The 20988-nt window shown below is 41.9% G+C and carries 19 protein-coding genes and 1 pseudogene; all 20 read left to right on the top strand.

Annotated elements, in window-relative coordinates; translation table 11 throughout:
* Positions 1-6 precede the first annotated feature (6 nt).
* The 20 genes and pseudogenes from DWZ38_RS01540 (at position 7) to DWZ38_RS01440 (ending at position 20980) form a co-directional block, all read left to right on the top strand.
* Positions 7-456 (top strand): ATP-binding protein, encoded by a 450-nt coding sequence (locus DWZ38_RS01540; RefSeq protein WP_117568814.1) that lies wholly within the window; start codon positions 7-9, stop codon positions 454-456.
* Between the two features lie 5 nt (positions 457-461).
* Positions 462-635 (top strand): hypothetical protein, encoded by a 174-nt coding sequence (locus DWZ38_RS01535; RefSeq protein WP_015516967.1) that lies wholly within the window; start codon positions 462-464, stop codon positions 633-635.
* A 235-nt stretch (positions 636-870) separates the two neighbouring features.
* Positions 871-1659: a hypothetical protein gene (locus tag DWZ38_RS01530; RefSeq protein WP_242987546.1), complete on the top strand. Its 789-nt coding sequence runs from the start codon at positions 871-873 to the stop codon at positions 1657-1659.
* A 91-nt stretch (positions 1660-1750) separates the two neighbouring features.
* Positions 1751-7129 (top strand): SpaA isopeptide-forming pilin-related protein, encoded by a 5379-nt coding sequence (locus DWZ38_RS01525; protein ID WP_178105246.1) that lies wholly within the window; start codon positions 1751-1753, stop codon positions 7127-7129.
* An 84-nt stretch (positions 7130-7213) separates the two neighbouring features.
* On the top strand, positions 7214-7558 hold the full coding sequence (locus DWZ38_RS01520) for a helix-turn-helix transcriptional regulator (RefSeq protein WP_117606302.1): 345 nt from the start codon (positions 7214-7216) through the stop codon (positions 7556-7558).
* A gap of 14 nt (positions 7559-7572) precedes the next feature.
* Positions 7573-8568 carry a DUF5688 family protein gene (locus tag DWZ38_RS01515; RefSeq protein ID WP_117606303.1) on the top strand — a complete coding sequence of 332 codons (996 nt, stop codon included), beginning with the start codon at positions 7573-7575 and terminating at the stop codon, positions 8566-8568.
* A 109-nt stretch (positions 8569-8677) separates the two neighbouring features.
* Positions 8678-9217 (top strand): JAB domain-containing protein, encoded by a 540-nt coding sequence (locus DWZ38_RS01510; RefSeq protein ID WP_004611525.1) that lies wholly within the window; start codon positions 8678-8680, stop codon positions 9215-9217.
* Between the two features lie 4 nt (positions 9218-9221).
* Entirely contained in the window at positions 9222-10199 is a 978-nt protein-coding gene (locus DWZ38_RS01505; RefSeq protein WP_117606304.1) for a DUF3991 and TOPRIM domain-containing protein, read from the top strand.
* Positions 10200-10592: 393 nt separating this feature from the next.
* Positions 10593-11114 (top strand): multidrug transporter, encoded by a 522-nt coding sequence (locus DWZ38_RS01495; protein WP_117477939.1) that lies wholly within the window; start codon positions 10593-10595, stop codon positions 11112-11114.
* A 4-nt stretch (positions 11115-11118) separates the two neighbouring features.
* Positions 11119-11451, top strand: a complete 333-nt coding sequence (gene mobC, locus DWZ38_RS01490) for a plasmid mobilization relaxosome protein MobC (protein ID WP_117477940.1) — start codon at positions 11119-11121, stop codon at positions 11449-11451.
* On the top strand, positions 11438-12880 hold the full coding sequence (locus DWZ38_RS01485; RefSeq protein WP_330418087.1) for a relaxase/mobilization nuclease domain-containing protein: 1443 nt from the start codon (positions 11438-11440) through the stop codon (positions 12878-12880). Before mobC ends, DWZ38_RS01485 begins: the two co-directional genes overlap by 14 nt.
* 29 nt (positions 12881-12909) lie before the next feature.
* Complete coding sequence (locus tag DWZ38_RS01480) at positions 12910-14094, top strand: hypothetical protein (RefSeq protein WP_117849510.1); 1185 nt, start codon at positions 12910-12912, stop codon at positions 14092-14094.
* A gap of 9 nt (positions 14095-14103) precedes the next feature.
* The gene (locus tag DWZ38_RS01475) at positions 14104-14508 is read left to right on the top strand and encodes a hypothetical protein (RefSeq protein WP_077326142.1); all 405 of its coding nucleotides are present in this window, start codon (positions 14104-14106) and stop codon (positions 14506-14508) included.
* Positions 14508-15626 carry a PcfB family protein gene (locus DWZ38_RS01470; protein ID WP_004611534.1) on the top strand — a complete coding sequence of 373 codons (1119 nt, stop codon included), beginning with the start codon at positions 14508-14510 and terminating at the stop codon, positions 15624-15626. The genes DWZ38_RS01475 and DWZ38_RS01470 overlap by 1 nt, the downstream gene beginning before the upstream one ends.
* A gap of 6 nt (positions 15627-15632) precedes the next feature.
* Positions 15633-17828: pseudogene (locus tag DWZ38_RS01465) on the top strand (type IV secretory system conjugative DNA transfer family protein).
* A 123-nt stretch (positions 17829-17951) separates the two neighbouring features.
* A complete protein-coding gene (locus DWZ38_RS01460) occupies positions 17952-18491 on the top strand; it encodes a helix-turn-helix domain-containing protein (protein ID WP_227701393.1) in 540 nt (179 codons plus the stop codon).
* A gap of 266 nt (positions 18492-18757) precedes the next feature.
* Positions 18758-19135 carry a hypothetical protein gene (locus tag DWZ38_RS01455; RefSeq protein WP_005340540.1) on the top strand — a complete coding sequence of 126 codons (378 nt, stop codon included), beginning with the start codon at positions 18758-18760 and terminating at the stop codon, positions 19133-19135.
* A 54-nt stretch (positions 19136-19189) separates the two neighbouring features.
* Complete coding sequence (locus DWZ38_RS01450; RefSeq protein WP_004611540.1) at positions 19190-20032, top strand: hypothetical protein; 843 nt, start codon at positions 19190-19192, stop codon at positions 20030-20032.
* Positions 20033-20044: 12 nt separating this feature from the next.
* Positions 20045-20455, top strand: a complete 411-nt coding sequence (locus tag DWZ38_RS01445) for a DUF4313 domain-containing protein (RefSeq protein ID WP_055062572.1) — start codon at positions 20045-20047, stop codon at positions 20453-20455.
* A 12-nt stretch (positions 20456-20467) separates the two neighbouring features.
* Positions 20468-20980, top strand: a complete 513-nt coding sequence (locus DWZ38_RS01440) for a PrgI family protein (protein WP_055062573.1) — start codon at positions 20468-20470, stop codon at positions 20978-20980.
* Positions 20981-20988 lie beyond the last annotated feature (8 nt).

The raw sequence follows: 20988 nt of genomic DNA, 5'->3' as shown, positions 1-20988 counted from the left end.
AGGCAGATGATGGGAAGAAGACTTGAATATGAAGTAAAAACTTCTGTCCGCCTCAACATGAGCAATCCTCAGCATGTGAAAATCAATGATGTGATTCAGAACCTTGATCCGAAGATTTTCAAATCTAAGAACCAGTTCATTATAGATGCGATTCAGTTCTACATTGATAATTATGGAAAAGAAACTTTTGTTATCAAGAAGAAGGAAAAAGAGAGGGCTGAATATATCCGGTCAGAAGATATTGATGACATTAAGGAAGAGGTCATTGAAGCAGCAACCAATGAGGCTAGAAAAGAGGTAATAAAGCTGTTAGGCGGAGTGATATCCGGGATGAATGTTGGTCAGCCGGTAATAATGCAGGCAGCCAATAATGAAGCACAAGAACCTACAGAAGATGTTATGGACGATGCAGATGTTGCAGGACTTGCAATGGGATGGATGTCGAAAGGAGACTGATTATTATGAGAAGAGTTATGGGAGCCGTAGGAACAGTAATTTTAGAGATACTCAAGTGGATATTGAGGATAATTCTTGGAGCGTTGAAGCTGGTCTTAGGACTTGCCAGAATAATTCTTCTTCTATTCGCTATGGTGGCAAGGATATTTCTTTCATTCGTAAGAATGGGCACATTCTGAGAGGAGGTGAGCGTATGCAGGTAAAGGGTTTATTCTTAAATTACAAGAAAAACAGAAGACTTATGCAGTATTTCTTTAAAATAAGAGAGCTGGTATAATGAAAGGAGTTTAAGATGCACAGAATACGGGACAGTCCTATGTGTCCCGTGCATTACAGATAAATAGTTCACCGCAAGGGTGGATGGCACGGAACACAAAGCCCGTCCCTCTTGCGGAGAAGGGATGGGTGATTACTATGAAGAAGATAAGTATTATCTTATTATCCGCAGTACTGGTCTTTTCAATGGCTGCCTGTAATGGTGGTAAGGAAAAGGCTGATAATCAGACAGAGAAACAGATGGAAAGCGTAAAACCAACTGAAGAAGTAGCAATGGCAACGGAAGCTGTTACAGAGGTCACAACCGAAGCTGGAAGTGAAGAGACAGAGAAAGATATTGCCGAGGTTAAGGATTCAGAAGAGAAGACTGATAAGGAAGATAACCAGTCTGCTGATAATGAAACTGCTTCAAAGCAGAAAGAAAAGTCAGAGCAGGATGACGAGCCGGAACAGAAAGCTCCTGCAAGTGGTAATAAGGAAGCTGGTGGAAATCAGAGTAATGCAGGTAATGGTGGTCAGACTACAGACAGTCCGAAAGACAATGTGAGCAATCCACAGCCTGCATCCGTGGCGTACAGTCCACAGAATGTTGTGTCACTTGCAACAGCAAAGTGTCAGGCAGGAGGGATGATTACCACACAGCAGAATTTACAGAATCATTTGAATGACGGCAGTATCACGCAGGAAGAGTACAATGAGTACTATCCTTACGATGGTATGGAAGGCTCTTATTATAGTGTGTTTGTAGAGACAGACCTCAACAAAGCAAGTACCATTGATGGACAGCGGTTATCATCTGAGGATGCAATCGCAGAATATATTGCAAGTATGTTACTTTTGGAAACAGATCCGGTATTCTACATCAGTTATGATGGAGTTTACACGACAGGCGGCACAGACTATTACGAGTTTCGATGTCACAGATAAATAAAAACGAATAGAAGCAGAAGGAAGAAAGATGTAAGCCATAAACTTATGTCTTTCTTTTTTTATGCGTAAATTAAGGAGGAAAGAGCACATGAAACAGAAACTAAAGCGTTTTATGGCAGGATTTATGGCAATGCTCACACTGGTTGGAACACTCTTTACGAATGGAACAACAGCATTTGCAGCCAGTCCGCAGGCAAATATTGCGTTCTGGAATGCGTCAGTCAAAAATTCCGGAGAAGTAAGTGAGCTGAAGTCCGGATATAATCATGGCAAGATTCTGTATTCAATTCTTGACGGAAATTCTGCATATTGTATGAATTTCGGATTAAGAGCAGATGGCGGTCAGCTTATGAACAGCTACGATGATGCGAGCACATCAATGTCAGCACAGCAGAGAAAGCTTTTAAGTTACTGCCTTTATTATGGGTTTAACAGTACACAAAAGGCGGCACCAAGCAACAGTCAGTGCGATGAGTATATCGCAACTCAGGCAATGGTATGGGTTATTGTAGCAGATATCTTTGGAACCGGAAGTGGTGATTCGGCAGCGAGAAAGCTCTGCAACACAGCACCAAGTCCTGATTCTTCATACAGCTATTATGAGAGACTCAGAGACAATATCAGCAGCTCCTACAATGCAACACTTCCAAGTTTTGCATCACGCAGAACCAGTGAGGCACCAACTTATGAATTAAAGTGGAATGATGGAAGTCAGAGATTTGAAACAACATTATCTGACAGCAATGGTGTTTTATCGGATTTTGATTTTGGCATCAGCGGATATTCTGTTGATAAGAATGGCAACAGTATTACAATCTCTTCAACGAGCGTGAATACTACAGCTACAACAGGAACATTCACATCCAATGCTGGCAAGGTTGAGACCACATCAAGCTGTGTATTCTGGCTTACAGGAAAGAGCGGATATCAGGAGTTTATTTCTGAAAGACCGACAGCAGATCCTATCAAAGCATATATCAAGGTCAAGACAGAGAATATCGGATATGGTGAGCTTACAAAGACAGATGAGTCAAGCGGAGTGAAGCTTTCCGGTGCAGTCTATGGAATCTATTCTGACAGCGGATGCACAAACAGAGTACAGACCATGACAACAGATGGAAACGGATATGCAAAGTCAGCTGCACTTGTTGCAGGCACTTATTATGTAAAAGAGATTACCGCACCAAAGGGATATGTCCTTTCCGGTAAGGTTCATACACTTACTGTAAAAGCAGGACAGACAACGGGAATCTCTGCAACAGATAAAGAGCAGCTTGGAGCAATCACAATTTATAAAGAGGGTGAGGTGCTTAGTTCATGGAATGGAAGCAATTTCACCTATGAGAAAAAGAAGCTTTCCGGAGCAGCATTCAAGGTAACTGCCGGGGCAGATATCTACAAGGCAGATGGTACAAAGGTGTATAGTGCTGGCGATGTTGTAGCAGAAAGCCTAACAACAGGAACTGACGGACAGGTGGTATTATCTGACCTTCATCTTGGAACTTATGTGATTACTGAGATTAAGAGCATTGACGGATATACAATCAATACCACACCTCAGACAGTAGCAGTTGAGTATAAGCACCAGACTGTGACAGTCCAGTATGAATCAACTACGATTGAGAATACAAGACAGAAAGCGGATGTATCTGTCGTAAAGAAGGACTCTGACACAGAGAACCCTCTTGAAGGCGGCAAGTACACACTTTATGCCGGAAATGACATCAAAAACTATGCCGGACAGGTTATTGTGACAAAGGGTACAGCTCTTGAGACAGTAACTACAGGTGAGGACGGAAAGGCAAGCTACAGCGCGGATCTGCCAATCTCTAACGGATATTATGTATCAGAGACACAGGCACCATATGCGTATATCAGAAACAGTAAAGATGTTTACAGCTTCAATTTCAATGTATTACCTGAAACACAGGCAAAGGCATCATTCAGTCATACATTTGTGAATGACAGAACGACAGCAAAGATTCATATCTACAAGGTAGACAAGGAATCAGGCAAGGCAGTTGCCCAGGGAGATGCAAGCCTTGAAGGTGCAGTTTATGGTCTTTATGCAAGAAACGATATCGTGCATCCGGACGGAGCAACAGGAGTCGTATTCAAAGCAGGTGACCTTGTAGCAACACTTACAACAGATAAGAATGGAGAGGCAGAGGTCAATAACCTTTACCTTGGAAATTATTATGTAAAGGAAATCACTCCATCAGAGGGGTATCTCTTAGACGAAGAGGAACATGATGTGGTATGTGATTATGAGGGAGACCTTGTAGCAGAGGTATCAAGAAGTACAACTTCAGCAGAGCAGGTAATCAAGCAGCCATTCCAGCTTATCAAGGTATCTGACAATGGCGATGATACTGAAGCAGGACTGCTTGCAGGTGCAGAGTTTACAGCTTATTTGAAATCATCTTTACCTGTAAAGGCAGATGGAAGTTATGACTTTGACAAGGCATCTCCGGTTGTAATCGGGGAAAACGGAGCAACAACAATCACATCCGATGACAAGGGGCATGCAGTTTCCATTGCAATTCCTTATGGAACTTATGTGGTAGTTGAGTCAAAGACTCCGCATAACATGAAGACGATCAAGCCATTTGAGGTAAAAATCAGCGAGAACCATCCTGACAAACCTCAGACATGGAGAGTATTCCTTGACAGGGAGTTTACTGCAAAGCTTCGTGTAATCAAGAAGGATTCCGATACAAAGCAGACAGTACTTGTGCCAAATGCAGAGTTTAAAATCTTCAATATTGATAAGAACGAATATGTAAAGCAGTACACAACTTATCCGTCAAAGGTAGAGCATACTTCATTCTTTACTGATGAGGACGGAGATTTAATCTTACCGGAGGCACTTAAAATCGGTAACTACCGCATTGAGGAAGTGTCTGCACCATTTGGATATGTTGTAAATGATAAGTATGTCAACATCTCGGTTGATACTGATACAGCATTTGAGACAGATGGTGATACAAATGATGCAATCATCACCGTGGAATATTCCGATGCCCCTGCAGTCGGAGAGCTGACTGTAGAAAAGAAGGGAGAGGTACTTGACGGATTCAAGGGTGGACTTCTTGCAAGCTCATATGAGAAAGAGTTTGTTTATAAGGAAGGCTCACTTGCCGGAGCAAAATTCAAAGTTTATGCTGCGGAAGATATTTACACAGCAGACAACCAGAAGGATGCAGACGGAAACCGCATTAAGTATTACAGCAAGGGAGACCTTGTGACAACTCTTACAACTGGCAAGGATGGAAAGGCAACAGCAAAGAATCTTCCTCTTGGACAGTACAGAGTTGTGGAAGTGGAAGCTCCATACGGATATGTATTAAATCCGAATGAGCAGAAAGTGACATTCACATATGTGGATGATAAGACACCTGTTATCAAGGAAAGCCTTACTTTCTCAGATGACAGACAGAAGCTTGATATGTCAGTGACTAAGCTTGATGCAGAAGATAACACACCGATTGCAGGTGCAGTATTTGGTCTTTATGCAGATGAGGATATCAAGAATGCTGATGGCAGAGTTATTATCGAGAAAGGCACACTTCTTGAGAAGGCAACATCTGATGAGAATGGAAAGATTGCTTTTGTTAAGAATTATCCATTTGCAAAATATGTTGCAAGGGAGCTTGTAAAGCCTGCCGGATATGTGACAAATGAGGAAGCAGTAAACTTTGATACAAAATATCAGGGACAGGATGTTAAGACTGCTGTATATAACAGCGAGTATAAGAACACTCCTACAACCTTTGAGTTTACAAAGACAGATATCACAAGCGGTGCAGAGCTTACAGGTGCAACACTTACTGTACTTGATAAGGATGGAAATGTGGTAGACACATGGACATCTGATGCTAAGGAAGCACATGTAATCAAGAGACTTGTAGTTGGAGAGATTTACACTCTTCGTGAGGAATTTGCTCCTTACGGATATCTCAAGGCAGCAGATATCCAGTTTACAGTAGAGGACACTGGCAAAGTGCAGCATGTAGAGATGAAGGATGAAGTTCCTACAGGTTCCATCGTTATCAATAAGGACGGCGAATTTGTAACAGATACTACTCTTATGAAGGGTTACTGGTACGACTTTATCTTCAATTTCTTCAAGGACAGCCTTGCAGGAGTAACTTTTGATGTATATGCAAAAGAGAATATCGTAAGTGCTGACGGACTTGACACTGTATATCATAAGGCAGGAGACAAGGTGGCAACCATCGTGACAAATGATAAGGGTATCGCAAGAATTGATGACCTTCCGATTGGCAAGTATTATCTTGTTGAGACAAAGACCATTGATGGATTTGTATTAGATGATACACCGATTGAGGCAGACCTTTCCTATATCGACCAGAATACAAAGGTTGTTTTCGCAGGAATGGATGTGACAAATGAGCGTCAGAAAGTGCAGATTACTGTAACCAAGACGGATTCAGAGACTAAGAAAGCACTTGAAGGAGCAGTATTTGGTTTATTTGCGAAAGAAGATATCGTAAACAAAGATGGCACGGTAATCGTAAAAGCTGATACGCAGATTGAGAGAACAGTAACAGGCAAGGATGGAAAGGCTGCATTTACCTCTGACCTTCCACTTGGACAGTATTATGTCAAGGAGATTGAGGCACCAAAGGGCTATGTGAAGTCTGATAAGATTTTTGATGTGGATGCTTCATATCAGGGAGATAAGGTAAAGGTTATCGAGTTTGAGGCAGCATTTGAAAATGCACCGATCAAGGTAGAAATTTCAAAGACTGATATCACAGGCAAGAAAGAATTGCCTGGAGCAAAGCTTTCAGTTATTGATGCTGATGGAAAGCTTATTGAGAGCTGGACATCAGAGGCAGGAAAGACTCATATGATTGAGAGACTTCCTGTCGGAAAGTACACACTCAGAGAGGAATCTGCACCATATGGATATAAGGTGGCAAGTGATGTAACCTTTGAAGTAAAGGAGACAGCAGAAATCCAGAAGGTATCCATGAAGGATGAGCAGGCAGTCGGTAAGATTGTCATTGAGAAAACTGACAAAGTAACCGGAAAGCCGATCGAGGGTGTTGTATTTGAAGTAAGGGATAAGGACGGAAAGGTGCTTGATACACTCACTACTGACAAGAATGGTCATGCAGAGAGCAAGGAGCTTCCTATCTGTACTTACAATGAGGATGGTTCATTTAAGGAAGATATCCATTATACAGTAGTTGAGACAAAAACAGCTGACGGATATATCCTTGATGAAACAGCTCACGATGTAACTCTTCGATATGATGACAATGCACCGGATGTTGTTGTAGCAACTCTTAAGCTTGCCAATGTACCGACAGAGCCTAAGCTTCCACAGACAGGCGACAATGCAAATCCACTTCTTTACCTTGGAATCGGTGCACTTGCACTTATTACAGGTGTTGGAGTAGGACTTCGTGGAAGAAAGAAAAAGAAGAATCAGTAACAATTAAAGAACTATTAACCCGGCAGGGAATGTAAGCCTAAGACTTATGTTCCCTGTCATTTTAGTTTTACGGAGGAAACGAAAGTGGTTGGAGAAAGAATCAGATATTACAGAAAACAGCAGAAGCTGACGCTCAGGGAATTAGGAGAAAAATGTGGCTTTATGAATCGTGGGGATGTAAGGATTGCCCAGTACGAGAATGGTTCGAGAACCCCTAAGACAGGAACACTGAAAAGAATTGCTGCAGCTCTGGGAGTAGAACCGGAAGAATTGTTCTGTGAAGATTGCAGAAAATGTATGTTTTTGAAGAATTATTACAGAAAGAAAAGAGGTCATTTAATTCCGGATGAGGGGATAGATGAAGACTACAGCTACAGGAAACATGCAGATCCCGATGATGAAGGGATTTTATACGACAATTTAGATTAAGGAGGAACCGTAATATGATGAATTATGAGATTTTTAAGGAAGTAGTAAAGGAAAAGTTTCTGGATTATATGCCGGAGAAGTACAAAGGGATGGAGGTTGTGACTGCACCTGTTGAAAAGGTAAATATGACTCTTGATGGGTTAAGCCTCAGAGAAGAGGGCAAGCATATCTCACCTACCATTTATATCAACGATATGTATAAGAGATATCAGAACTGTGAGGACTTGGAACAGACAATTATGGGAGCCTGTGATGTTATGGTGAAAGCATTTGAAGAGATTCCACCGGTTAGTGTGGATAGCATCTTAAAAGATGCCAGTGAAAGGGTTGTGTTTCAGATTATCAATACACAGCAGAATAAGTCGTTTTTGGAGAAGGTTCCGCACAGGGAGTTCCAGGATCTCTCTATTGTGTACAGAGTAGTGATTAATGAAGATAAGAATGGTATTCAGAGTACAAAAGTTACCGATGAACTTGCTGGCAGACTCGGAATGAATGAGGAACAGCTGTTTAAGTGTGCTGCGGAGAATACCAGAAGACTTTTCCCGCCTACGGTAAGAAGCATGAATGATGTGATGAAGGATATGTTTTTAAAGGATGGCATGCCGGAAGAGATTGCAGAGATGATGATTGGAGAGATTCCACCGGAGCAGACATTGTGGGTGATTTCCAACAGTAAAGGTATTAATGGTGCGGTAAATATGCTCTATGAGAATGAACTGCATGATTTGGCAGAAAACCTTGGCAGTGATCTTTATATCTTACCTTCAAGTGTGCATGAGGTGCTTGCCGTATCCTCAGAAATGGGAAGCCCGGAGGAACTTGCAGAAATGGTTGTACAGGTCAACATGGAAGCTGTAGACCTCGATGAGAGACTTTCCAATCAGGTATATCACTATGATAAGGATTTAAGAAAGCTCACACTTGCTACAGACACTCCGAATAAGAGACTCGATGGCATTGTGGCAGAACCACCGCTTGTATATGACTCTAAGGAAAAGTCCAGATAGGAGGCAGTTATGGAGCAGGAACTTACAATGGAAGAACTCATTGCTCTCATAAACAGCCAGAAAGGTGACTTTGTTATCCGTGTCGAGTTTGGAGAGGAGGCGGTGTCTGATGCCAAAGAAGAATGACTTCAAGCTTGATGTGGTTTCGGTAAGACTTGTAAAGGATGCTCCGATTTATTCGGAGCACACCTTTAATAATCCGGCGGATATAGCTGCTGTCATGGGAGACTGTATGTGCCAGTTTGACAGGGAAGTAGTGTGTGTGGTCAATCTAAGGTCAGATTTAAAACCTATCAATGTGCATTTTGCAAGTGTTGGTTCTTTAAATGAGGCAATGGCACATCCGAGAGAGCTGTTTAAATCAAGTATCTTAAGCAATGCTGCAAGCATGATGTTAATCCATTGTCATCCATCCGGAAATGTATTCCCAAGCAAGGCAGACACGATGATGACAGACCGCATGAACAAGCTGTGTGAACTGATGGGAATACCGCTCATTGATCATATCATAGTCGGTGGAGACAATCGTGAATTTTTCAGTTTCAGGGAAAAAGGCATGATTGATAATCCTAAGATTACCTTGAGCACAGATTACCGGACACTTGATATCAAGTCACCGCTTGTAGCAGAGCAGGGAAAGGCAAGGTGAAAGCATGGATGGAAGATTTACGGATGAAGAGCTTGTCATAGCAAAGAGTGTTGACCTGTGTGCAGTTGCAGAAAGCCTTGGGTATACAGTAAAGAGGATTGGCAAATACCACACTTTAAAGGAGATGGATTCCATCCGTATCTATAACAGAAGCCATTGGTACAGATGGTCAAGGCAGTTTGACAAAGGCAACAATGGCGGCTCACAGATAGATTTCTTACGGGTATTTTGTGGAATGAGTGTAAAAGAGGCTGTGTTCTGGCTTCTGGACTTTGCAGGATACAGAAGAATCGAGAATCCTGTAAAGCAACCACTTGTTCATCAGGTATCACAGAAGCAGGCAGAGGAGAGAAAGCCGTTTGTCCTACCGGAACCGGCAGGAGATAATTCCTATCTTATTTCATATCTGAATCAGGAGAGAGGAATCAGCAGAGCAGTCATAGATCTTTTTTTAAAAGACGGACTGATTTATGAGAGCAGGCATTACCACAATGTTGTTTTCAAGGGAAATGATAAAAATGGAGTGACAAGATTTGCAAGTATGAGGGGCGTGTTTGATAAGCAGGGCAAGCCATTCAAGTGTGATGTCACAGGCAATGATAAAAACTATGGATTTAATGTAGTAAATGTTAACAGTACAGAGCTTGTAGTATTTGAGGCAGCAATCGACCTTATGAGTTATGTTGATATCTTCACGGATTATGAATCAAATAAGCTGGCACTTGGAATGCTTGCAGATGCCCCGCTTGAGACATTTCTTCGAGAACATCCGCAGATTACTTCCATCCGGTTCTGCCTTGATGGAGATGAGCCGGGACGGAAGGCGGCAGCTGAACTTATGAGAAAGTATTATGAGCTTGGATATGAGGTAGAAGACTGCCCGCCTCCAGCCGGATATAAGGATTACAACGAGTGGCTTGTAGCGGCAAAGCTTAATCTGAACAGGATGAATAAGCGAGCAGATGAACCAGTCAGGGCATGAGAAACCGGATTTTGATGTGTGGGGGCAGAAAGCGCCCCCAAAACAGCAAAGTGGGGGCAGAAAGCGCCCCCAAAATGTCAAAGTGGGGGCAAAAAGTGCCCCCACAATTTGGACACGACAAAATCCGGACTGAAGTAAAAATAAAAGTGGGGGCAGAAAGCGCCCCCAAAATAACAAAATGGGGGCAGAAAGCGCCCCCAAAGTAGCAAAGTGGGGGCAAAAAGCGCCCCCACTTTCATAAACAGAGGGTTTTAGGGAGATTTTCTCCCTAACTAGATGGCATTAGGACAGAGATGTCTCTAATGCGTATCTAGCCGTAAACCTAAGAGATTCAGACAGGCGTGTGGGTGGAAGAGATATACAAAACACGGATAAGGGAGGTGCAGGAAAGCAATGGATAAAGAACTTACAATAATCGCAGAACCAGAGGAACTTATTGCCTGGGCAGACACATTTGATATCTTACTAAACCCTTCGATAGAAGATGCTGCAATTCTGCTTAACTATATGGAAGGACATGATTATGCCATTGGCATAGATTCAGATGGGAAGATGTACAGGCAGGATGTAGCTGAGGAGAATGGTGAAATTGAACCATACCCGATAGATGATGTTATAGATATTGTCTGTGAATGGAACTATGAACTGATACTTGATGCGGAAGCACACAGGAGTGATCCAAAGGATTTTAACGACTATAACGAGTATCAGAGCAAGTATGAAAGTCTGAAAGCAGATGAAAAGAGACTGGACAGATTGTTTGATAAAACCTGTTATGGTAAGGAACTTATAGAAGTTGCCACAGAGCTTGCAGACAGGGTTATTGCCCAGCTGGGTAATAAAGAACTGGAAAAAGTTGCTGTAACAGTAGCAGAAGGAGTAAGAGAATACAGTACGGGTAAGAGAGGAAGGTGATTCTATGGCGGATAAAGTTCATTGTATAAGGAAAACACTAAGACTTATGCCACAGGAAGCGAAGGTACTTTCTGATAAGGCAAAGGCAAATGGAATGAATGAAGCCGAATATATCAGGCTTCTAATCAGTCAGAAACCAAATGATTATCCGGAAGTAAGGAAACTTCTTAAAGAGCTTATCAATGAGATAAACCGAATCGGCATTAACATCAATCAGATTGTATTTAACAGCAATGCACAGCTGTATTCCAAGAAAGATAAGGAACAGCTTGTGACATATATGAAAAAGCTGAATCAGTCTGTCAGCGAGGCGGTGGTAAAGATTGGCAATCAGTAAGATACTTCACATGAAGGACAGCGGGAATTCTTTTCATGCAAGGCATTTGAAACGGGCACTGGATTATGTGATGAATCCTGAGAAAACTCAGAGAGGAAGACTTGTGGGAGCTGTTAACTGTCAGGCAGATATGGCTTTTGAACAGATGATGGATACAAAGAAGCAGTTTGGAAAAACAGACAAGCGACAGGGGTATCACATCATTCTTTCCTTCAAAGAGGATGAGGTGGAACCGGACAGGGCTTTTGAGATAACACAGAAGTTTGTAGCAGAATATCTTGGCGATGCCTATGAAGCGGTATTTGTGGTTCATGATAATACAGACCATGTTCATTCACACATTGTATTTAACAGTGTAAGCTTTGTGGATGGGAAAAAGTATCGCTACGAGAAAGGTGACTGGGCAAAGTATATCCAGCCGATTACCAATAAGCTGTGTCAGGAGTATGGTCTTTCCATTATAGATGTGGAGGATGGCAGCAAAGAGAAACAGCACGAGAATTATAAGGATTGGAGCGAATATCGTGAAGGCAGCTTTGTGTGGGCAGATATGATAAAAAGAGATTTGGATGCCTGCATTTTACAGGCAAATGATTTCAGAGGATTTCTGGAACTGCTGTCGGAAAAAGGATATGAGGTCAAGCAGGGAAAGTATCTGGCAGTCAGACCACAGGGGATGACAAGATTCAGAAGATGTAAGACTCTTGGCGAGAATTATTCACAGGAAGCTATTGTGGAGCGTATTGCTAAGGAAGATTTATCTTTTTACCAGTCACAGAATGAGGAAAAACAGGCAGCGATAGTAAAGTGCTATGTCAAAAGATACCGCAGGGCGAAGATGTCAGGCTTGCAGAAAAGATATTATGCAAAGCTTTACCGGATTGGAAAGCTGAAAAAGAAGCCATACAGTCAGGTATGGAAGTATAAGGATGATATCCGAAAGATGCATAAGCTGCAGGAGCAGTATCTATTTCTGGTAAGGCATAAGATTGAGAGTGCGGAAGAACTTGTATCGGTACTTGATAATCTGACGGATAAGAAAAAAGAAGCATCAAAGGAAAAGAGTAAGACCTATAAGGCTAAGGAAAGATTCAAAGATATTTTTGACAAGGCTGAACAGATCCGGGGGCTTGATGATGCGGAATCGTGTTATCAGAGTGGGGATACCTTCTTTGAAGATGAGCACAATGCATGGGAAAGGCTTAACACTGAGCTTCTGGCACAGGGATACAGTGTGGAAGAGGTCGAGAGTCTTAGAAAAAAATATGAGAGCAAGTATGCACAGGACTGTAAGGCAGAACGGGCGGTATCAAAGGAACTTAATCTTGGAAGATCAATATGGAAGGAACTTACGGTATCAGCTTCGGCAGAAGAGAAGCAGTATGACAAAGAAACAATAAGAGACAGAAAAGAACAGCCGGTACGTTAGGCTGTTTTTTTAGTGGTTAGGAGGCATATATGGAAGAAAAAAGAGAGCCATTAAGTGAAATGGCGATTGAGAGAAAGATACAGATTCTTCGTAATAAGCATATGGACAGTGAGGTTATTGCTCTTGTCAAAAGCGATTATGAATATGGACTGACTGATGATGAAATCGGTCTGTATCTTAACAAAAGTTATGACATTGAGCAGATGAAGGTGTTATCAAAATGTCTGCATAAGGGTGTATCAGAAGAGTTGTTAACGCTGCTGAAAGATAGCAGGATGGCAGCACCTAAGATGCAGACAGGATTGGATTACTATGAAAAAGGTGTGCCGATTGATGCAATCAGAGAGGTAGTCCAAAAAGATGATACAGCAGTAAACATGCGCAGGATGTTTGATGTGGTATTAGATAAGCTTAATAAAGCCAAAGAGCAGATGCCACAGGATTTAGAGTATGTGAAAAGTCTTGTAGCTCAGATGGATGAAGTGGTTGCAAAGATCAATCATCAGAATGAAAGGTATGATGCCCTGAATAAGAAGCTTTCTGAAATAGAAACTTCCAAAGATGACGAGGAAGTCAGGGAGCGTCTAGTCAAGGAGAACCAGGATAAGGACGCTCTTATCAACAGTCAGCAGAATGAACTGAATAAGGCAAGCAGTACGATTGCAAGACTCAGGGATGATATTGAGAAAAAGGATAAGGAGATGAAGCGTATGGGAGACAGAATAGAGTCATTGGAAGATAAGATCATAAGTGTTGCCACAGAGAATAAGAAAGAGGCAGAAAGTAAGGCAGAGCCGCAGGAAAGCCAGTCCGTATCACAGGCAGATAAAAAGATGGTTGATACAGTTGCAGTTCCTCAGAATATGCAGGCTGTGGCAAATGGAATTCCGGTCTATTATCAGATTCCGGTAGTTGATGGTACTGGAAATGTGGTGCAGAGACTTCCGATTGAGCGAAGTGTGAGAAAGAGCAGCAACAGCGGAGTGGCAAGTCTTTTTGCAAGACTGTCATTTAAGAAAAAGTCAAGAGCAGACATTGTAAAGCTGGTTGCATCGGGAGACCTTGTTCCGGCGCAGCTTGTGCAGATTAAGAGTGCAATAGAAAAGGGACTTACTGAGTCACAGCTTGTAGAGCTTATAAACAACAACATTTCAGCGGAAAAGATGAAGGAGATCATTGAGATTGCTGTGCTTGAAAACAGCATGGCAGATTAGGAGGAACTTATGAATTTAGCAGTAGTAAATGAAGCAGTAACAGAAATGAATGGTGTGGAGCATCAGTTTACAGAGGAAGAGAAAAACTTTGTTGTCCAGTTCGCATTCAGAAGTGGCAGCAAGGAAGACACGATTTCTCTTATTGAAGCTTTGGCACATTCAGCGGATAAGGCTGAGTCGGACGAGATTATGGTCACATACAGGTCTAAATATGATATGAAGCCTGCATGGGTGGAACAGGTGGAAAACCTGCTTGTGGCACTTGAAATGTATCGTATCGAGGAGGAGAAAGCAATCAATCATCTGGCAGATATTTTGACTACTTATGGTATTGATGTATCAGCCGAGGAAATCCGTACTACAGAGACAGAAACGCTTAAAACAACAGTTAGAGAGAAAGTGGAGGTGCGATAATGGCAGAAGAGATTCAGGAAGCGGTGCAGATCATCCGTGTAGCTTATGATGGCATTGAGATTGCCATGAAGGTAGGAAGCGGCGGCATTGCTGCCATGCAGAAGGCAATAGATTTCTTAAAAGGGATGCTTGATTATGAAAAGTCACTTGGCAAGACATCCATGAGAAAGCTGATCTTAAAAGGTGGCGATTTACAGGTGTTACAGTTTAATACCGAAGATATGAAAAAGGTTGAAAAGATGGCAAAGAAGTATGGAATCCTGTATTCGGTACTTCCAGACTGTAACAGGAAAGATGGACTGAGTGAGGTAATCTTTCATACAGAGGCAGTTCCCCGTGTGAATATGATGATACAGAAGCTCAAGTTTGGTAAGATTGCCACATTTGACGATTATCTGAAGAATGGAGATGAAAAATCCCTTGGCAAGCTGATGGATTTTTTGAAGAAACAGCAGGGAAACGAGAAAAGCCACACGATAGAAGGGGATAGGGTTAATACCGCTATTGACGGACTGATCGAAAAGGTCGGAATGTTTGCAATGGAAAAGAAAGCTATCAGTGTGGATCAGGTCAAGGAGAATTTCAGTATCAATGGTGAGCAGGCTGAAAGTGTTATCAAACAGCTAGAGACAATCGGTGTGCTTGGAAAGAAAAATGAGGATGGCACCCATACAGTCATGATGGACAAGGATGCATTTATCAATCGTGTTAGAGGCTATCAGGACCTTGCTGAGAGAATGAGGGCAGTTGCAGCATCAAAGAATGCGAACTTATCAGATGTGACTATCAGCAAGAAGCTGATTATCGAAGAGAATGACCATGCTGTTAAGACCAGAGTTCCCGGCACATGGGGAGAAGAGGCAAGATATGTATGGCTCCGTAAGGAAAACATCATGGAGATTCATGGTGGAAAGACAATGCTTACTTTCCTTGATTCCACCAAGGATTATAAGCTTTACGATGAGCAGAATCGTGTGGTGACAACCCAGAAAGGAACCGAGCTTTATACTCACTACGACAAGGTGGAGTCATCTGTCAGGGAGCGTTACGAGAAAGTACAGAAGCAGCAGAAAAAGACCACACAGAAGAAAACTGTTACCACGAAGAAAGCGAGGTAGCAGCCTATGCAGACAACAAAGAAAAAGCCGTCACTGATATTCATCCTTGTGGGTGCAGTGTTAGCCGGGTATCTTGGTTATCTGATAAATGGTGCGTGGGCAGAAGGGATTGCCTTTAATGAATTTATGGACAGATTCAATGAAGTATGTGCTGTTCCCTTTGCCAACTATTACAATTCCAATACAGTAAAAGCAGTAGCCATTGCATTAGGTATCTATGCGATGGCTATTGTCATGTATTACACCAGTCAGAGAAACTATATGCCCGGTAAGGAATTTGGTACGGCAAGATTTGAAAATCCGAAGCAGGTCAACAAGATACTTGCAGATAAGGATGAGAATTTCAACCGGATACTCAGCCAAAATGTGAAGATGTCGCTGGATTTTAGGAGACTCAAGCTCAATGGAAATATACTTATCTGTGGTGGTTCCGGAGCAGGAAAAACATTTTATGAAGTAAAGCCGAATCTGATGCAGATGCCACATAACTGTTCTTTTATCTGTACTGATCCAAAAGGTGAGATTCTTAGAAGTTGCGGGCAGATGTTAAAGAATAACGGATACAATGTGAAGGTCATCAATCTGCTTGAGATGGATAAGTCGGACTGCTATAATCCGTTTTCCTATATCAGAGAGGAAACAGATGTTGTAAAGCTGATTACCAATCTTATCAGTAATACCACACCAAAGGGTTCCACTCCAAGTGATCCATTCTGGGAGAAAGCAGAAGGATTATTTTTACAGTCAATCTTTTATTATGTGTGGCTTGAAGTACAGCCGGCAAAGAGAAACTTTGAGACAGTACTGAAGCTTCTTGGAGAAGCAGAAGTGACAGAGCAGGGAAAGGCGTCGAAACTGGATGTGCGAATGAAGTTCTTAGAGGAGAGTTCCCCACTCGGAGCTAATCATCCGGCAGTAAAGCAGTACAACAAATGTATGCGAGGTGCAGGAGATACCGTCCGTTCCATTATCATCAGTGCCAACTCAAGACTTGCATTTCTTGAAAATAAGCAGGTTTTACGATTACTCTCCAAAGATGAGCTTAATCTGTCCGATATCGGTATTGGTGTAAACGGAGATGGGGAGACAAAGACAGCACTCTTTTGTGTAATCCCGGATAGTGACAAATCCTATAACTTTATTATCGGTATGTTATACACGCAGATATTTCAGGAATTGTACTATCAGGCAGACTTTAATTGTGGTGGAAGGCTGCCAATCCATGTGACATTTATGTTAGATGAATTTGCGAATGTCGCATTGCCAGATGACTTCTGTTCACTGTTATCGACAATGCGAAGCCGTGAGATTTCAAGTATTATCATTATTCAGAACTTTGCCCAGTTAAAAGCACTTTTTAAAGATACCTGGGAGACAATTCCCGGCAACTGCGATACGTTCATCTATCTCGGTGGAAACGAGCAGAGTACGCATAAGTATGTGTCAGAGCCGCTTGGATAAGGTACGATTGATAAGAAGTCAAGTGGAGAAACAAAGGGCAGACAGGGAAGCTCTTCAAGAAACTATGATGTATTAGGCAGAGAATTGTTTACACCCGATGAAGTCAGAAAGCTGGATAATAAGAAATGTATTATCTTTATCCGTGGTTTTGATCCTATCATGGACAATAAGTTCATACCGTTCAATCATTCGATGTTTAACCAGACAGCAGATGGCAAGGGAGAGCCTTATGTTCATCAGATAAGAGGAGCAGATAATCTTATCGGTCCGCCATTTGAGATTCTTTCAGACAAGGCAGTTAAGTATTATGAAAAGCTGAGGGATAAGGGCGAGAATGTGTATATAGATTCTCTTACCTATGAGCAGTTTATGATGCTTGGTGATGCGGAGTTAAGCAGAAGATTCTCCATGCAGGATGAGGCAGAGCAGAAAGCAAAGATTGACAGGGAGCAGGCAAATGAGCTTGAGTATGTCGATGAGTCACAGAAGTCTGATACTACAGAATGTGCTAACTCTTCTAATGGAAGTGCTGGTACTAAGCCTGTAAGGAATCCTGAGAGGGAAAAGCCTAAGTGGGAGGATACAATCACAAACCGAATGCTGCACTGGTCATATACACCGGAGCAGAAAGAGGAAGTGAAGAAGGCACTTGCGGCAGGAGTTCCGAAGGCAACGATTCTTACTTACTTTTATCCGGAGGTTACTGTGGAGAAGATGAGTTCATATCGAAAGAAGCAGTAATGTTTTTAGATATATTACAGAGTATATGATATAATTTGCTCACATAGTATGCTTCAGCTTATTGGACTACTAACATGTGAGCAGTTACAAAAGACAGAAATTATTTTATATTGGAGGTACAGGATGAATACGGAAAAGACTTTTGCAGATAGATTAAAAGAGTTGCGTAATATACGAAACTATACACAGGAAGAGCTGGGTAAGATAACAAATATATCTGTTCAGAGTATACGACGTTATGAACAAGGTAGACTCAATGAAGAGCCAAGTGCGTATAATCTTTTACAACTAGCAAAGGCACTAGATGTAACACCTGAATACTTATTGATAGGAGATAATAATATGACAAGTTACACGGAGGCAATTAAGAGAGAATTGAAGCAACTTAATGACTATGGACAAATATCTGAAATTAAAGAAACCGAGTTGAATTCCACGATTTTATCACATCTTGAGATGAGTAATGATTTAGTAGATGCTGTAAAGACGGATTGGAATGCAAAAGGCATATTTAAGAGGATAGAGAAAGAGGAAGATAAACAGATTGTGGTAGACAGTTATTGTACAAGACCTTATGTACAGGATGTCATATTACGATATTGCCAGAATAGATCTATATTTAAGACAAAGTTTGCAATAATTGATGGAATGCTTTTAGAATAAAGCAAATTTGAGAGTAAATTAGCACTTTAGCCATATGGTTAAGGTGCTTTTTTTCATACCTTGAAAGGAGATGGTCACAGCAAAAACGCATCGGGGAAAGCCCGATTAACCAGTACAACAGGCATTGCCTGATTATCATAGAGTAACTATCAACAGGACAGAAAGGAATGCATATATTCCGTTCGGAAAGCTAGCCGGATTGGAATATGTGTATTCCTTTCTGGCTTTTTCCGCTTCTGTCACTTCAAAAAAGGAGATTAAACAACATGAGAAAAGAACAGATTATTACGACAAACAACAATCAGATGGAGGAGAAAGGCATGAAGAGCAGATTCATTCACTTTAAAAAGAGATTCGTTCCGGCATTATCCGGAGCACTTATGGGAGTAATGCTTATGAGCACTACTTGTTTTGCAGCAGGTACAGGTACTTCCGCAGTAACACAGCCGCTTGAGAACTTAAAGACACTTATCATTGCAGTCATTGGTGCTGTTGGTGTCATCATTCTTGCAAAGAATGTCATGGAGTTCGCACAAGCCTATCAGCAGCAGGATTCATCTACTATGAACTCTGCACTGAAAGGAATTGTAGCAGGTGTCATGATGGCTGGTATTTCAACAGTACTGACATTCTTAGGCTTCTAAGATTGGGGAAAAAGAGTTCCCCTTTTAGTAAAAGGAAAGAGGTGAATAACAAGTATGGATATTTTTAAGCTTGGAGACAAGATCCTTGCACTTCTTGAGGCGGTGTTTGGGTTTTGGAACAATCAGATATCCCTGGTCTTTGCAATGCTTGGACAGTCACCGGTCAGTTTCAAGGGCGGAGGTCCTTGGGCAGTTATTGAGGGTATTGAGCCGGTCTTTGTAGCGGTCGGCTCTTCCCTCGTTGTGCTGTTCTTTGTTATCGGTTTCTGCTCGGAAAGCATAGATGTAAAAGATGAGATGAGGTTTGAGTCTATATTTCGTATGCTTATCCGACTGGGACTTGCAGAATGGTTTGTTGCAAATAATGTCACGATTATGAAAGCGTTTTTTACTTCCATAGGAAATCTGGTGGGACTTATATCTGCCGGGACAACGACGCAGCTTGCCATTGACAGTACACAGGCAGACATCATTAAGGGACTCGGATTTGGTGAGAGTCTGGTAATGCTGATACTTACAGCTTTGCTTGCAATCATCATTATTATCTGTGGATTCTTTATCATTTACACAGTGTATTTCAGGTTCTTAAAGATACTGATTATTGTGCCGCTTGGTGCGATTGCATGCTCCACAATGGCAGGAAACAGAATGGTCAGTCATACAATGGCTACCTACTGCAAATATTTTCTTTCGTGTGTATTCGAGGCAGTAACGATGGCACTTGCAATTGTGGTATGTAATGCATTTATCAATGCAGGACTTCCGGCATTTACAGGAAGTTACGCTGACTGGGCACAGACACTTATCTATCTGTGTGAAATGACATTTACGATAGCAATGACTGTTGGAAGTGTGAAGGGAGCACAGACACTTACAAGCAAGGCATTTGGATTATAGAAGGAGGCAGAAATGGATAATGAAAAGAAACAGGTTACTTATAATTCAAGCATAACCGGAGAAACGCAGGTGACATTTGATATCCAGCAGTATATGAATAACAGGGCAATGTTTATTGGTCTTATGTGTAATGAAGATGGACATGAGGAGCATTTTGGGGATGTGACTGTGAATTTGTCGGTTGCAGCACCAAATTACTGCGGATATCTGAATGTGAATGACATGCCGGATATTGAAAAGTTTATTACAGACAATGACATTGGAGAGTTTACAGGATTCACGCAAAGGAGTGGTTTCTGCGAATATCCGCTTTATCTGTTCAATGTAGATAAGCTTAGAGAACTGTGTCCGGATGGAATGGATAAGTATGAGGCGAATATTGGAATGACAAGAAAGCCGGAGACAAAGGATTTATCAAGATAGGAGGCAGGGACAATGGTAATCGAAGTAAACAAGGATATTGACCGCTATCAGGAATCGGTTGCGATGGGACTTACTGCAAGGCAGCTTATATTTTCCATTGCAAGCGTAGTAGTCGGTGGCGGTATCGTCCTTCTTCTTTACAAGTATATCGGTCTTACGGGTTCTGCTTATGTGGCAATTCCCTGTGTGGCACCGATTGCACTTGGCGGATTCTATTCCTTTAACGGGATGAATTTCTACGAGTATATGGGAAAGAAGCTGCATTTTATGTTTGGGAACAGGACACTTACCTATGTATCAACAGAGGGAGAGCCTGCAATAAAGCAGTTAGAAGCAGAACAGAATGAACAGGTAAAGAAGAAAGGCAGAAAGGCTGAACCGGAGACTGTAACAGCTGATTCGGCTGTAAAGAAGCAGGAGGAGTTTGAAGCAATGAAGAAAAAGACGAGAAACATGCTGCTTGGACTTGTCGCAGTCATTGTGGCGGCAGCAGCAGGCATTGCAGCATATAAGGCAATGCATTAGAAACGAAT

It is taken from the genome of Ruminococcus sp. AF31-8BH, from assembly GCF_003460605.1.
Lineage (GTDB): Bacteria > Bacillota > Clostridia > Lachnospirales > Lachnospiraceae > Blautia_A > Blautia_A acetigignens.
Note: the sequence above shows the minus strand (reverse complement) of the source record. Positions and strands in the feature narration are given on the sequence as shown.

Excerpts from the sequence above, each read along its gene's own strand:
- DWZ38_RS01540 (WP_117568814.1), top strand. The coding sequence starts at position 7 with ATGATGGGAAGAAGACTTGAATATGAAGTAAAAACTTCTGTCCGCCTC.
- DWZ38_RS01535 (WP_015516967.1), top strand. The coding sequence starts at position 462 with ATGAGAAGAGTTATGGGAGCCGTAGGAACAGTAATTTTAGAGATACTC.
- DWZ38_RS01530 (WP_242987546.1), top strand. The coding sequence starts at position 871 with ATGAAGAAGATAAGTATTATCTTATTATCCGCAGTACTGGTCTTTTCA.
- DWZ38_RS01525 (WP_178105246.1), top strand. The coding sequence starts at position 1,751 with ATGAAACAGAAACTAAAGCGTTTTATGGCAGGATTTATGGCAATGCTC.
- DWZ38_RS01515 (WP_117606303.1), top strand. The coding sequence starts at position 7,573 with ATGATGAATTATGAGATTTTTAAGGAAGTAGTAAAGGAAAAGTTTCTG.
- DWZ38_RS01510 (WP_004611525.1), top strand. The coding sequence starts at position 8,678 with ATGCCAAAGAAGAATGACTTCAAGCTTGATGTGGTTTCGGTAAGACTT.
- DWZ38_RS01505 (WP_117606304.1), top strand. The coding sequence starts at position 9,222 with ATGGATGGAAGATTTACGGATGAAGAGCTTGTCATAGCAAAGAGTGTT.
- DWZ38_RS01495 (WP_117477939.1), top strand. The coding sequence starts at position 10,593 with ATGGATAAAGAACTTACAATAATCGCAGAACCAGAGGAACTTATTGCC.
- mobC (WP_117477940.1), top strand. The coding sequence starts at position 11,119 with ATGGCGGATAAAGTTCATTGTATAAGGAAAACACTAAGACTTATGCCA.
- DWZ38_RS01480 (WP_117849510.1), top strand. The coding sequence starts at position 12,910 with ATGGAAGAAAAAAGAGAGCCATTAAGTGAAATGGCGATTGAGAGAAAG.
- DWZ38_RS01475 (WP_077326142.1), top strand. The coding sequence starts at position 14,104 with ATGAATTTAGCAGTAGTAAATGAAGCAGTAACAGAAATGAATGGTGTG.
- DWZ38_RS01470 (WP_004611534.1), top strand. The coding sequence starts at position 14,508 with ATGGCAGAAGAGATTCAGGAAGCGGTGCAGATCATCCGTGTAGCTTAT.
- DWZ38_RS01460 (WP_227701393.1), top strand. The coding sequence starts at position 17,952 with ATGAATACGGAAAAGACTTTTGCAGATAGATTAAAAGAGTTGCGTAAT.
- DWZ38_RS01455 (WP_005340540.1), top strand. The coding sequence starts at position 18,758 with ATGAGAAAAGAACAGATTATTACGACAAACAACAATCAGATGGAGGAG.
- DWZ38_RS01450 (WP_004611540.1), top strand. The coding sequence starts at position 19,190 with ATGGATATTTTTAAGCTTGGAGACAAGATCCTTGCACTTCTTGAGGCG.
- DWZ38_RS01445 (WP_055062572.1), top strand. The coding sequence starts at position 20,045 with ATGGATAATGAAAAGAAACAGGTTACTTATAATTCAAGCATAACCGGA.
- DWZ38_RS01440 (WP_055062573.1), top strand. The coding sequence starts at position 20,468 with ATGGTAATCGAAGTAAACAAGGATATTGACCGCTATCAGGAATCGGTT.